Origin of the sequence: Agromyces laixinhei (genome assembly GCF_006337065.1) — a bacterium.
Lineage (GTDB): Bacteria > Actinomycetota > Actinomycetes > Actinomycetales > Microbacteriaceae > Agromyces > Agromyces laixinhei.
In genome coordinates this window covers 3,100,444-3,113,707 of record NZ_CP040872.1, presented here as the reverse complement: position 1 = coordinate 3,113,707, position 13,264 = coordinate 3,100,444, and the positions used below count along the sequence as shown (strand labels likewise).

Sequence of the window (13,264 nt, the reverse complement as noted above, 5' to 3'; positions counted from 1 at the left end):
TCGTGACAGGCGGATCGCCCGGACTCGTGTGAGTCCGGGCGATTCCTCGGGTCGAACGCGTCGATCAGCTCGCCGACGCGGGCGACTCCGACGCGGGCGATTCCGGAGTTGCGAGGTCGTCGGCCGAGGCGGGCGAGGCCGGGGTCGGCGGTGTGGCCGCCGTGTCCGCTCCGTCCGGTGCGTCGGCCGGCGAGGCCGCGGTCGCGGGGGAATCGGGCGTCGCGACCGAGAGCGTCGTGTCGGTCGCCGCACTGGCGATCTGCTGGCTCGGGGTCGGCTCGGTCGTCACGGCAACGGAGTCGCTCGACCCGGTGCCGTCGTCGGCGAACGCCGCCACGCTGCCGAATCCGGTGATCCCGAGTCCGAGCGTCGTTGCCGCGCCCACTGCGATCCATTTCGTCCTGTTGCGCATCGTGTGTCCTTTCGTCGGGAGGGGAACCCTCCGATTCAAGGTTCGGGCTGCTGCATGAGAAGACGAGGAGGCCGGGATGAGGACCTTCTCATCGTTCTCATCGTTCTCATCGTTGGACCAACCCCTCCGCCAGTGCGACCGCGTCGGCCGCCGGAAGCGAGCCGGTGAGCGCGTGCCCCAACAGGTGGGTGGCCGCGATGGCGGCGATGCGATCCGCGCGGTCGGCGCCGTCGGCGCTCCACCGACTGCGCGCGCGGTCGGCGAGCGTCTCGGCCCGCTCGGCTCGAACGAGGTCGCCGGCCGTCGCCGCATGCGCTGCGGCATGCGTCGCGGTTGCGATGAGATGAGCCCAGAGCGCCGCATCGTCGTCTGCGGGGTCGCCGGTGCCGGCGGTGTCGATGTCGATCACGCCTGCCACCCGGCTCGGGTCGTGCTCGTCGACGAAGAGCTGGCCGAGGTGCAGGTCGCCGTGAATCGTGACGCGTTCGGCGGTCGTCTCTGCCAGGAGCCGGTCGACCGATGCCCGGATGCTCCGGAGCCGAGGCTCGAGTTCCGGGTCGCGCATCGCGGTGCGGCGGGTGTACCAGTCGACGCGTCCGCCCAATGAGCCGCGCGCATCGGCGTTGCTCGGCAACTGGGCGATACGTCGCCTGAGCGCCGCGATGCCGTCGAGCAGCCGATCGGGGTCGGCTCGGTCGAGGGCTTCGCTCGCTGCGCGACCGGGTTGCTCCGCCAGCCCGACGATGCCCTGCTCGGTCCAGCCGAGCGGTCGCGGCACCGGAATGCCTGCGGCACGCCAGACCTCGTGCCGGGCGTGAATCCGTTCGGCACGTCCGGGCGGCACCACCTTGAGGTAGGCGCGACGGCCTCCGAGGGTCGCGCGCACCACCGCCCGTTTTCCCGGTCGGTAGGCCGCGACGACGAGGGCGAGTTCCGATTCCCGGCCCCCCGGCGAGCCGACGCCCGATGCGTCGTGGGCCCACACATGACCCGGGCCGAACGATTCCAGGACTTCGCGTGCCTGCGACGGCACGACGGCGCGGGCGAGAGCGGGCAGGCGCGGATCGTTCGGGTACACCCAGACCGCGCGCTCGTCGCCGGATTCGTCGCGCATGCGCAGCACGCCGTCGCGGTCGCCGCCGCGGGGTTCCGTGGTCACGTAGACGAAGCGCTCGATCTGCCGCCCGGCCTCGTCGGCGAGCCGCACCCGGTAGCCGGTGACGAATCCGTCAGGGCCGGCCTCGCCGTGCACGCGCGTCGCCTCGACCAGGTGCAGGCGGCTCGATTCGGCGACGGCGTGGAGGAGGTCGAGCTCGTCGTCACCCGGCGTCGTCATCAGGGTCGTCCGTGTCATCCGGATCGAGGTCGTCATCATCGAGGTCGTCGGGCGGATTCGGTGCGACGGTCGTCGGCTGCTCAGGCCCGGCAGTCGGCGGCGCCGACTCCTCGGGGGTGCTGCCGGGTGCCGGAGTCTGCACCACGAGCGGCGCGAGATCGACCGCCCGGCCGGGCTCGTCGCGGGGTGTGAGCGCACTCGCGCCGAGCGCACCGAGCGTGACCGCCACCGCGGCGGCTGCAGCGACCATGGTGATCGTGACGACGCGCCTCATGCTCCGATTCTGCCGCGGACCATGCTGTTGCGGGCCCTGCATGAGGGAACTCTCATGCGGCCACGCGGCACGCCCGCACGCTGCAGGCGATTCGCACTCGTGCATCCGAGACACGGGGCTGTATCGCGAAATCGCCTGCGCGCTGCGGCAACGCGGCCGTCCGGCCCAGGATCTGGCGGCGCCGCGGCGTCGGTAGAGTTGGCTCGCGGCTCGCGGCTCGCGGCTCGCGGCTCGCGGCCCGAGGCATCCGCTTCGCTGCTTCTCTTCCCGACTGCAAGGACATCCGTGAGCTTCATCCGACTGAACGACGTGAGCATCGAGTTCGACGGGCGCACGGTCGTGAAAGAGGCGTTCCTGAAGCTCAAGCAGGGCGACCGCGTGGGCCTCATCGGCAAGAACGGCACCGGCAAGACGAGTCTGCTCGAGGTCGTGCTCGGGCGGCGCGAGCCGAGCGGCGGCACCCGCGACGTCACGCTCGGCACCACGATCGGGTATTTCTCGCAGTTCTCCGAGCTCGACGGCGAGCAGAGCATCCAGCAGATCTTGAGTGGGCACTTCGCGCAGGTGCACGAGACGCAGGCCCGCCTCGACGAGATCGGCATGGCGCTCGCCGAGCCGATGGCGGATGACGCGATGACCCGGCTGCTGACCGAGCAGGGCGAGCTCTTCGAGCGCATGGACCACATCGACGGGTGGACCTACGAGACCACGATCGACACGGTGCTGACGAGACTCGGCTTCGACGACGAGCGTCGTGCACTCGCCGTCGGGCGACTGTCGGGCGGATGGCGGAACCGCGCCGCGCTCGCGCAGATCCTCGTGCAGGCGCCCGACGTGCTGCTGCTCGACGAGCCGACGAACTTCCTCGACCTCGACGGCGTGAAGTGGGTCGAGAACTGGCTGTCGTCGTTCGCGGGCGCGGTGCTCGTCGTCTCGCACGACCGGCAGTTTCTCGACGGCGTCGTCACCCGCATCATCGAGCTCGAGAACTATCGCCTGCAGGAATACGAGGGCGACTACTCGGCGTACGTGCACGCGAAGCGGTCGCGACTGAAGATGCTCGAGAAGCAGTTCGCCCACGAAGAGGAGCTGCTGGCCTACGAGCAGGCCGCATCGGCGGCGCGCCGCGAGGCCGCTCGCAACCCCTCGAACGCCGTCGCGCGCCGACTCGCCGACATCAAGAAGCGGCAGGCGCCGCGCCCGATCGACCAGATCATCACGGGCATCTACGAGGGCCTGCGGGTGTCGAACGACCTGTTGACGGTGACCGGGCTGGCGAAGGGATTCAACGGCACTCCGCTCTTCGATGGGGTCTCCTTCGACCTGCAACGCGGCGACCGGGTCGCGGTGCTCGGTTCGAACGGCTCGGGCAAGTCGACCCTGCTCGATGTGCTCACCGGTGAGACCGAAGCGGATGCCGGTACGGTTCGCTGGGCCAAGGGCGCGAGGTTCGTGTCGTACAACCGGGTCTATGCCGAGCTCGACCTCGAAGACACGGTCGGGCACGCGGTCAACGCCTACCCCGACTCGCTCGCGTTCACCGCGACGAAGAAGAGCGTGAATCGGTTCCTCGCCATGCTGCAGTTCTCGGAGGCCGATCTGAAGCAGAAGATCGGCACGCTCTCGGGCGGTCAGCGCGCCCGCGTCGCGATCGCCCAGTGCCTGCTCTCGGGCGCGGCCGTGATCGTGCTCGACGAACCGACGAACCACCTCGACATCACCTCGACGCAGGTCATGGAACGGGCGCTCACCCACTTTCCGGGCGCCGTGATCGTCGTCAGCCACGACCGGTTCTTCGTCGACAAGCTCGCCGACCGGCTGCTCGTGTTCGAGGGCGCCGGACGGGTGCGCGAGACGGCGGCGACCGGGGCGCTCTGAACTGGCTGGTGGCTGGTGGCTGGTGGCCGGTGGCTGGGCGCTGGGCGGCTGGTGGCCGGGCGCTGGGCGGCTGCTGGCTGGCCGGCTGGCGGCTAGTCCGGCTGGCAGCTAGTCCGGCTGGCGGCTGGGCCCCGGCTGGCTCAGGCCGCCCCGGGACGCCGCTGTTCGAGCAGATCGGCGAGTCTCGTCGGTGATTTCGTGGCGACGCGCCATCGGCCGCCGGGGTCGAGCCACGCCGGAGGCCGAATCTGCGGTGCTCCGGCGATCATGCGGATGCCCCACCCCGAGGTGTCGATCGTGCGGTGATGAAACCAGCAGAGCAACACGCCGTTGTCGGGGTGCGTGGGGCCGCCGTCGACGTCGGGGATGACGTGGTGGATCTCGCACCACGATGCGGGCACGCTGCACCCCGGAATGAGGCAGCCACCGTCGCGAAGCGTGATCGCACGCCGCTGGTGGGAGGTGAAGCAGCGTTCGGGCGAGCCCAGACGGATGATTCGACCGTGACCGTCGAACGTGACCTGTTGTGTGCCGCCGGTGCACATGAGTTGCCTGGCTGCTCGCAGCGACACCGGAATCTCGACGCCGTCGGCATGCGCGACGCCTCGACCGGTCTCGACGTCGGCGGCGCGGACGCTCACGAGCACCGTGGGCGCCGACCCGCCGATCGTGGGGTGCTCTCCCGAGCGGGCAGCGGTCTCGATGATCGCGGCGATCACATCGTGGCGCTGTTGGTCGGCGGTTCGCTGCTCGCCGCTTCGGTCGAGGTCAGCGCGCTCTTCGGCGGTCATGAAGCCGCCGCCCGACTGCGGCGCGAGGTGCGCGTCGAAGAGTCGCCGCAGCCCAGACGCCACTTCGGGCAGGAGTTCTCCGGTGACCGGGATGAGTCCGTCGCGAGCCCGGCCGAACCGGAAAGCACGCCGACGCATGGCCCGCTCATCGTCGGGCTCGGGGCCGTCTTGATCGAGGAAGTGCGCCCACACCTGCGCTTGCACCCGGACCTCATCGGCCGTGCACCGCACCGGTACGGAGTCACCCGAGCCGACGGCCGCCCCGACGAGCTCGTGCTCGGCGGCCTGGAGGCCAGCGGGGTCGGCGACGTTTCGAGTGGCACCGAGTTCTCGCACGATCGTGGCCGCGGCATCTGCTCCCAATTCGCCTTCGGCGAGGGCGGCAGCGACCTCGGGGAATCGTGCCGGCATCATCTCGCCGGTCAGCCCGGAGCGGGCGCGGGTGGCCATGCCGAGCGCGATGCGCCGCCGCGCCTCGGCGCCCGAGACCTGCGTCACCCGCTCGAGCAGCTCGGCGGCAGAGCGGCACCCGCGCCGGGTCGACAACCGCTCACCGCCCAGCTCGACCCGTGATCGTTCGCCGACCTCACCGGCGCAGGCAACGCGTCGCGCGTCGACCACCCGGCCCATCGCCTCGATCGCCGCGGTCTCGGCGAGCAGTTCATCGTCTGACCAGCCCGCGGGATCACCGAAGCCCATCACGCGCTGAAGCGAAACCCGCAGGTCTTCGAGCGCTTCGGTGATTCCGGTCATGGCACAAGTCTGCCCCGACCCACCGACATTCGAATCACCGCAAAATCGCCGGTCAGTCTGTGAATAACTTCGACCGATGATGGCCTGTGGAGGAGGGGTCGGGCAGGGTCAGGGCGTCGCACCGCTGCCGCCACGGTCAACAACAGCGATCAGGTGCGGTCAGCGCGATCACCCGCGCAGATCGTGCGCACCGAGCCAGTCCTCGAAGGTCGTCGCGCCGAGCCGGGCCCCTTCGCCGAACCGTGCCCCTTCGCCGAGCCGGGCTCCTTCACCGAACCGTGCCCCTTCGCCGAGCCGGGCTCCTTCGCCGAGCCGGGCTCCCTCGCCGGGCACGAGTTCGTCACCGAGCACTCGGGTGCCGAAGTACCGGGCGCCCGGATCGGTCACGACCTCGACCTCGTCTCCGCGTGCGTCGATCACGCGCTGCACGAACTCGGCCATCGGGAGTCGTTCGGGCCCGGCCGCCTCGATGATGCCGCCGAGCGGGCGTTCGACGGCCGTCGCGGCGATCGCGACCGAGACATCCATCGCGGCGATCGGTTGCAGCAGGCCAGGAGGAACCCGCGCGACGCCGTCGTGCGTGAGCGTGTCGGTGATGTGGGGCACGAACTCGAAGAACTGCGTCGCCCGAACGATCGTGTACGGCATTCCCGACCCCGCGATGAGCCGCTCCTGGGCGGCCTTCGCGCTCAGATAGCCGCTCTCGGGCACGCGGTCGCAGCCGACCACCGACAGTGCGAGGTGGTGGGCGACACCCTCGGCCAGTTCCACGGTGATGAGATTCTCGGTCACCGACTCGAAGAACGTGCGCACCTCGTCGTCGACGTACGTGGTCGGGCGGGTCACGTCGATGACCGCATCGGCGCCGGAGAGCGCCCCGGCGAGGCCGTCGCCCGTGACCGCGTCGACGCCGCTGCGTCGCGATGCGGCAACGACCTCATGACCGGCAACGGCAAGGGCGGCCACCACGCCGGTGCCGATTCGACCGGAGGCCCCGACCACGACGATGCGCATGCGGGCATCGTACTCTCGCACCCCGCCTCACTCCGGCTGACTGCCCGCGTCGCCGTTGATCGTGAACGGCGTCGTGACGCCGTCGTACATGACATGGGCGACGAGCCCGTCGACCGCGTGCGGCAGAGTGTGGCAGTGGTCGCTCCAGATGCCGGGATTGTCAGCGACGAACGCGATGTCGTACGACTCGCCGGGGTGCACGTCGAGCGAGTCGACGACCCACGGGCTGCCCGAAGCCGCCACCCCGTCGCGTGAGAGCACGACGACATGGTGGCCGTGGAGGTGCATCGGATGCACGTCGCCCGAGTCGTTTCGCAGGTGCATCACGACGACGTCGCCTTCGGTCACGCCGAACATCGGCACATCGGGGAACATGCGCGCGTTGATCGTCCAGAAGTTCCCGGGCCGCCCGTCGATGATGCCGAAACGGCGGGCGATGACGTAGTCGTACGAGCGGTCGGGATCCGAGGCATCGAACGAGAGCGGCATCGGGGTGCCATAGGCGAGCAGGTCGAGCGTCGTCGAGGGCTGGCGAGGGTCGGGCGGCGCGGATGCCCCGGGCTCGCCGATCACGACGCTGCGGGCGCCGCCGACCCGGAGCCGCACGGCATCGCCGTCGGCAGGCGCCTGCACCGAGACATCCGCTCGCCCGCCGGCGGGGATGAGCACTCGGCGGCCATCGACGTCCGGCGGCTCGTTCACCTCGTGGCCGTCGATCGCGACGACACGGAACGGGGTCGCCGACCACACGGCGGCCGTGCCCTGATCGGTGTTGATCACGCGCACGCGCACCGTCGCGCCGGGCGAGGCGTCGACGTGCTCGTCGGCAACGGCACCGTTCAGCGTGTGCTGTCCGCCGTACACGTGAAGCAGGGCGGTGACATCGATGTCGGCCGCGTCAGGCGGGGCCGTCGCCGGCTCGATCACGATCGCACCGAGCAGCCCGCGCAGCACCTGCTCGTGCGACACCTGGTGCGAGTGATACCAGTACGTGCCGGCATCCGTCGCCTCGAATCGGTACACGTGGCGGCCGCCGACCGGCACCGCGTCCTGAGTGCCTGAGTGCCGAAGTGCCGAAGTGCCGAAGTGCCGGAGTGCCGAAGTGCCGAAGTGCCGGAGTGCCGGAGTGCCGCGTCCGCCCGAATGACCCATGGGTCGACTGAACGGTGGAGTGACGATCACACGCTTGCGCGATGCGCACGCGCCCACGGCATTCCTAGCGTCGGAGGATGACCTATTCCACACCCACTCACGGCACGGCGACCGCGCGCATCCACGGACTCGACACGCTGCGCGCGACCGCGCTCGCCCTCGGCATCGTGCTGCACGCGCTGATGCCCTTCCTGCCGGGCATACCCTGGCTATTCTCCGACTCGCGTTCGAGCCCGATCGCCCATATCACCGTCGACTGGATCCACCTGTTCCGCATGGTGCTGTTCATGACGCTCGCCGGCTTCTTCGGCCGCATGGTGCTGCATCGGCGCCGGGCCGGCCCCTATGTCAGAGACCGGCTGCTGCGCATCGGGCTGCCCGCCATCGCGTTCTGGCCCGTCGCTGTCGCTTCCATCGGCGTCGTCATCGGCATCGGTGCTGCGCTGCGCGGCCAGGCACCGGAGCAAGCGCCGGAGGCGGCGACGGCGACGACGCCAGACGGTGTACCGGAGGTTCTCCTGTTGTTCTCGCCTGCGCATCTCTGGTTCCTGTGGGTGCTGGTCGAGTGCGTCCTGATCACGGTGGTGCTGCGCGCCATCGCCCTGCGGCTGCTCGGCCGCGAGCGCAGCGGGCGCATCGCGTCGCGTATCGGCGGCCTGCTCGCGGCACCCGGCGGCATCGTGCTCGCAGCCATCCCATATCTCGCCTGCCTGCTGATGCAGGGCACGACCGTGGGCGGCATCCGCGAGCCCTACACGATCCTGCCCTCGGTGACGGCGCTGACCGCGTACCTTGGTGCCTTCCTCGTCGGCTGGTTCCTGCACGCGCAGGCGGGTTCGCTGCACCGGATCGCGCGTGGATGGCCCGCGCAGCTCGCGGCAGCGGTCGTGCTCGCCGTCGCCGTGCAGGTGCTGCCGGCCGAGCAGACCCCGCTGCTGCTGCACGCCTCGCTCATGGCGCTCGCCGGGTGGACCTGGACCTTCGCGCTGATCGGCCTGTGCGTGCGCTTCCTGCAGCGCGAGAGTCGGCTCATGCGGTACCTGGCAGACGCGTCCTATTGGAGCTACCTGCTGCACCTGCCCATCGTGATCGCGGTCGGGCTCGCGCTCGCCGACCTGGACTGGCCGATCCTCGTCAAGCTCGCCATCACGTTCACGGTCACGGCGGTGTTGCTGCTCGGCAGCTACGACCTGTTCGTGCGAAGCACCTGGATCGGCAAGTGGCTGAACGGCCATCGTCACCCGCGGGCGCTCGCGCCGCGACGCCCGACATCCGCCAAGGCGTCGGAGCGCGTGGGTTGACCGAACGGATGCCGCCATCAACCGATCGGCTGATGGAGGCATCCGCCGTGGTCACCTCGAGGCCCATCCGCCCGGTCGATTCGCATCGGCCTGTCTCCCGAAAGAGTGAGAAGCATGGAGAAGATCATCGAAGTGAACGACCTCGTGAAGAGGTACGGGGGCAAGACCACCGTCGACGGCGTCAGCTTCAGCGTCGGGGAGGGCGAGATCTTCGGCATCCTCGGCCCCAACGGCGCCGGCAAGACCACGACCGTCGAGTGTATCCAGGGCCTGCGCAAGCCCGACGGCGGTTCGATCCGCGTCGCCGGTCTCGATCCCCAGCGCGAAGAGCGCGAGCTGAAGGAACTGCTCGGCGCGCAGCTCCAGGAGACCGAGCTTCCCGACCTGCTGAAGGTACGCGAGGCGATGGAACTCTACAGCTCGTTCTATCGCGATCCCGTCGACTGGCGTGAGCTCATCGATGACCTCGGGCTCGCCGACAAGCTCGAAACGCAGTTCCGCCGACTCTCCGGCGGTCAGAAGCAGCGGCTGTCGATCGCGCTCGCGGTGGTCGGCAATCCCAGGATCGCGGTGCTCGACGAGCTCACCACCGGTCTCGACCCGCAGGCTCGCCGCGACACCTGGGACCTGATCGAGCGAATCCGCGATCGCGGCGTCACCATCGTGCTCGTGACCCACTTCATGGAGGAGGCGGAGCGGCTCTGCGATCGCCTCGCACTGATCGACTCCGGGCGCGTCGTCGCGGTCGACACCCCCGCCGGTTTCGTCGCGAAGGTCGACGACCGCCAGCGCCTGCGCTTCCGCCCGTCTGCGCCGCTCGACCACGGCCTGCTCGCCGGGCTGCCCGAGGTCACGAATGTCGAACGGGCGGGCAGCCAGCTCGTCGTGACCGGCACCGGAAACCTCCTCCACGCCGTCACCACGCTGCTGGCACAGCAGCAGGTGATCGCCGGCGACCTGCGATTGGAGCAGACCACCCTCGACGACGCGTTCGTCGCCCTGACCGGCCGATCCCTGGACAAGTGAGGAGATACCGACCATGACCGCACTGACCAAGCTCACGACCACCGAGACGAAGCTGTTCTTCCGCGACCCGATGAACGTCGGGGTCGGGCTTGGACTTGCTCCGGTTCTGCTGATCGCCCTCGGACTCATCCCGAGCTTCCGCGAGCCATCTGCCGATCTCGGCGGACTTCGCGTGATCGACCTCTACGTGCCCATCGCCGTGGCGCTGGCCATCGCGACGTTCGCGCTCACGATCCTGCCGCAGCTGACTGCCGGCTATCGCGCGAAGGGCGTGCTGCGTCGGATGCGCACGACGCCCATCACCCCCGCGACGTTGCTGGGGGCGCAGCTGCTGATGTGCACCGCGATGACCGTGGGGCTGATGGTGGCACTGCTCGCCATCGCCCGCCTGGCCTTCGCCGCGCCAGTGCCACAGAACGTACTCGGCTACCTCGTCTCGTTCGTTCTCGCCACTGCGGCAACGGGCGCGGTCGGCCTCATCGTGGCCGCGTTGGCTCCGAGCTCGATGAGCGCCAGCGGCATCGGAATGGTGCTGTTCTTCCCGATGCTGTTCTTCGCGGGCCTCTGGATCCCACGCGAGAAGATGAACGCAGTCCTGCTCACGATCAGCGACTTCAGCCCACTGGGTGCAGGCGTGGCATCATTGCAGGATGCCGCTGCGGGCGACTGGCCGCAGTTGCTGCACTTGGCCGTGATGCTCGGGTGGACGATCGTCGCAGGCGCACTGGCGGCAAGGTTCTTCCGTTGGGAGTAGATACGTGAGCATCGAAGCGGAGCTCCGTGAGGAGACGGACCGCTGGGAGCGCCGGGAGCGCCTGGTGTACCGCGCGATCCCCGTGGTGCTGCTCGTATTGATCACTGGCATCACGCTGATGCAGCCGTTGGACGGCGGAGAGGTCGACCGGGCGACGACGCTCGTCGTCGTCGCCGCGGCGGCGACATGGCTGGCTCTCCTGTACGTCGCGCCGGAGCGATGGCGTGCCCGACAGTCTCTGATGATCGCGCACTTCGTCGTGCTGATGGCGATCAGTGCGTTGCTCATTTCGCTCGCTCCCTGGTACGGGAGTTTCGCGTTCGTCGGCTATCTGCACGCTGCCGTCTACCTGCGCGGCGTCTGGCGCTATCTCGGTGTCGGGGCGACGGCGATGATCATGGCGGGGTCGTACCTCGGGGGCTACCGGTTCGATGAGGCGGAGTTCGTTTGGGCATGGCTCGTGCTCAGCCTGATCGGCGGCGGTATCGGTGGCGTGTTCGTCTACTTCACCGCCCTGAGCGAGCGTCGCAACCAACAGCAGCGACGCGCGATGGTCGAGTTGCACGCGGCGAATCAGAGACTCGAAGACGCGCTGGCCGAGAACGCCGGCCTGCACGCGCAATTGCTGAAGCAGGCGCGCGAGGCCGGCGTGCTCGACGAACGGCAGCGCATGGCGCGTGAGATCCACGACACCCTCGCGCAGAGCCTCGCCGGGGTGCTGACGCAGCTGCAAGCGGCCGAGCAGACGCTCGGCGGCACGTCGACCGCGCAGCGTCATGTCGAGACCGCGGTGGAGATGGCGCGCACGAGCCTCGCCGAGGCACGCCGGACCGTGCACGCGGTCGAACCGGAGCTGCTCGCGCATGCGAGGTTGCCCGACGCCATCAGCGACGTCGCAGGCCGGTGGTCGGAGGCGAACCGCATCGATGCGGTGCTCACCACGACCGGTGACCCGCGCCCGATGCATGCCGAAGTCGAGGTGACGCTGCTGCGCACCGCCCAGGAGGCGCTCGCGAATGTGGCAAAGCATGCCGACGCAGAACAGGTGCGGCTCACGCTCTCGTACATGCCGGACGTCGTGACGCTCGACGTGCGTGATGACGGAGTCGGGTTCGACCCTGATGCCAAGCGCGAAACCGGGGCGGTCAGCGGCGGCTTCGGGCTCGCCGGTATGCGTCAGCGTGTCCAGCGCTTGGCGGGCAGCCTTGCCATCGAGTCGGAGCAGGGCGAAGGCACGGCGATCTCGGCATCGGTGCCCGCCATCCCGGTGAGGAGCGAGACATGATCACCCTGTTGCTCGTGGACGACCACCCCGTCGTCAGAGATGGCCTGCGCGGCATGTTCAGCGCCGATCCGCGCTTCGAGGTCGTCGGCGAGGCCGGCGACGGCGGCGAGGCGATCGGCTCGGCCGAACAATTGCGGCCCGACGTCATCCTCATGGACCTGCGGATGCCGAGGACCGACGGGGTCTCGGCCATCAGGGAGCTTGCGAAGCGCGGGATCTCCTCTCGAGTGCTCGTGCTCACCACCTACGACACCGACAGCGACGTGCTTCCTGCCATCGAGGCGGGAGCGACCGGCTACCTGCTCAAGGATGCCCCCAAAGACGAGTTGTTCCGTGCGGTCGAAGCAGCAGCACAGGGCATGTCGACGCTCTCGCCCGCCGTCGCCACCAGATTGCTCGGCCAGATGCGACAGCCCGCCGAGGAGCCGCTCTCGCAACGAGAGCTCGAGGTGCTCGACCTGATCGCCAAGGGCAGCACGAATCGCGAGGCGGCGAAGCAGCTGTTCATCAGCGAGGCTACGGTGAAGACCCATCTGCTGCACGCCTACGCGAAGCTCGGCGTCAACGACCGGGCGGCTGCGGTGGCGACCGCGTATTCCCGGGGCTATCTGAAGTCCTGACGCCGGCGTGGTCAGCGCTTCGTCTCCGGCGCGAGCCGATCCACTTCGTTGCGCAGAGTCAGTTCTGCCTCCGCGCCGGTCAGCCCGCCGATCAGCACGCGAATCGTCAGCCCGTCGGAGAGGGCGATCAACGACCGCGCCGCCTCACGATGATCGCCCGACCCGGGCGTGATGCGGCCGAGCAGCCGAGCGACCTCGCTCTCCTGGCCGTCTTTCGCCCGTGCCAGCATTTCGGCCAGGACTGGATGGTTGATTCCCGCCGCGACGTAGTGGTGGAAGACGGACACCCCGGCAGGTGCCCCGGCTGCCAGAGGGATCGGTTGACTGATGAGGTGCCAGAGCGCCTGGCGTTCGTCGGCCGCGCCGGAGGCCGCCGTGTGCCGTGTTGCCGCTTCCGTCAGCATCACTTGCAGGCTGTCGCGCAGGAGTTCGTCTCTGCTGTGGAACCAGTACTGGATCCCTCCCACCGAGACCCCCGAGGCCGCTGCCACGGTGCGCATGGAGACCGCGCCCATGCCGCTCTCGGCGATCGTCTGCCACACCGCGCGGATGATCGCGATTCGGCGCTCGTCTGGGTCGGTGCTGCTCACCCCGCCATCATAGACCCGGTGAAACACGCCTGTATTGCGCGTCGTGTACACTCGAGGCATTCGACAATACGATTGTAT

At 69.2% G+C, this 13,264-nt stretch carries 13 protein-coding genes; 6 read left to right on the top strand and 7 right to left on the bottom strand.

All coding sequences use genetic code 11. From position 1 onward, the window contains the following. Positions 1-64: 64 nt before the first annotated feature. The 3 genes from FHG54_RS14810 to FHG54_RS14800 all read right to left on the bottom strand — a co-directional run bounded on the left by FHG54_RS14810 (position 65) and on the right by FHG54_RS14800 (position 2,022). The gene (locus FHG54_RS14810) at positions 65-412 is read right to left on the bottom strand and encodes a hypothetical protein (RefSeq protein WP_139417951.1); all 348 of its coding nucleotides are present in this window, start codon (positions 410-412) and stop codon (positions 65-67) included. A 106-nt stretch (positions 413-518) separates the two neighbouring features. Next, positions 519-1,766, bottom strand: a complete 1,248-nt coding sequence (locus tag FHG54_RS14805; protein ID WP_168197197.1) for an aminoglycoside phosphotransferase family protein — start codon at positions 1,764-1,766, stop codon at positions 519-521. Then, entirely contained in the window at positions 1,732-2,022 is a 291-nt protein-coding gene (locus FHG54_RS14800; RefSeq protein ID WP_139417949.1) for a hypothetical protein, read from the bottom strand. Before FHG54_RS14800 ends, FHG54_RS14805 begins: the two co-directional genes overlap by 35 nt. Positions 2,023-2,307: 285 nt before the next feature. On the opposite strand from FHG54_RS14800, the gene FHG54_RS14795 reads away from it, so the two are divergent. After that, a complete protein-coding gene (locus FHG54_RS14795) occupies positions 2,308-3,900 on the top strand; it encodes an ABC-F family ATP-binding cassette domain-containing protein (RefSeq protein ID WP_139417948.1) in 1,593 nt (530 codons plus the stop codon). 140 nt (positions 3,901-4,040) lie between these two features. On the opposite strand, the gene FHG54_RS14790 is transcribed toward FHG54_RS14795, so the two are convergent. The 3 genes from FHG54_RS14790 to FHG54_RS14780 all read right to left on the bottom strand — a co-directional run bounded on the left by FHG54_RS14790 (position 4,041) and on the right by FHG54_RS14780 (position 7,481). Beyond that, positions 4,041-5,444 (bottom strand): HNH endonuclease signature motif containing protein, encoded by a 1,404-nt coding sequence (locus FHG54_RS14790; RefSeq protein WP_139417947.1) that lies wholly within the window; start codon positions 5,442-5,444, stop codon positions 4,041-4,043. Between the two features lie 168 nt (positions 5,445-5,612). After that, positions 5,613-6,458 (bottom strand): SDR family oxidoreductase, encoded by an 846-nt coding sequence (locus tag FHG54_RS16980; protein ID WP_139417946.1) that lies wholly within the window; start codon positions 6,456-6,458, stop codon positions 5,613-5,615. 27 nt (positions 6,459-6,485) lie between these two features. Next, a complete protein-coding gene (locus FHG54_RS14780) occupies positions 6,486-7,481 on the bottom strand; it encodes a multicopper oxidase family protein (protein WP_233437792.1) in 996 nt (331 codons plus the stop codon). A 206-nt stretch (positions 7,482-7,687) separates the two neighbouring features. On the opposite strand from FHG54_RS14780, the gene FHG54_RS14775 reads away from it, so the two are divergent. From FHG54_RS14775 to FHG54_RS14755, 5 genes are all read left to right on the top strand, one after another. Beyond that, on the top strand, positions 7,688-8,911 hold the full coding sequence (locus FHG54_RS14775) for an acyltransferase family protein (RefSeq protein ID WP_139417944.1): 1,224 nt from the start codon (positions 7,688-7,690) through the stop codon (positions 8,909-8,911). A 114-nt stretch (positions 8,912-9,025) separates the two neighbouring features. Beyond that, positions 9,026-9,937, top strand: a complete 912-nt coding sequence (locus FHG54_RS14770; RefSeq protein ID WP_139417943.1) for an ABC transporter ATP-binding protein — start codon at positions 9,026-9,028, stop codon at positions 9,935-9,937. A 13-nt stretch (positions 9,938-9,950) separates the two neighbouring features. Then, positions 9,951-10,691, top strand: a complete 741-nt coding sequence (locus tag FHG54_RS14765) for an ABC transporter permease (protein ID WP_139417942.1) — start codon at positions 9,951-9,953, stop codon at positions 10,689-10,691. A 4-nt stretch (positions 10,692-10,695) separates the two neighbouring features. Then, positions 10,696-11,976 carry a sensor histidine kinase gene (locus tag FHG54_RS14760; protein ID WP_139417941.1) on the top strand — a complete coding sequence of 427 codons (1,281 nt, stop codon included), beginning with the start codon at positions 10,696-10,698 and terminating at the stop codon, positions 11,974-11,976. Next, positions 11,973-12,596, top strand: coding sequence for a response regulator (locus FHG54_RS14755; protein WP_139417940.1), 624 nt, complete (start codon positions 11,973-11,975; stop codon positions 12,594-12,596). The genes FHG54_RS14760 and FHG54_RS14755 overlap by 4 nt, the downstream gene beginning before the upstream one ends. 11 nt (positions 12,597-12,607) lie before the next feature. On the opposite strand, the gene FHG54_RS14750 is transcribed toward FHG54_RS14755, so the two are convergent. Then, a complete protein-coding gene (locus FHG54_RS14750) occupies positions 12,608-13,237 on the bottom strand; it encodes a TetR/AcrR family transcriptional regulator (RefSeq protein ID WP_210415437.1) in 630 nt (209 codons plus the stop codon). Positions 13,238-13,264 lie beyond the last annotated feature (27 nt).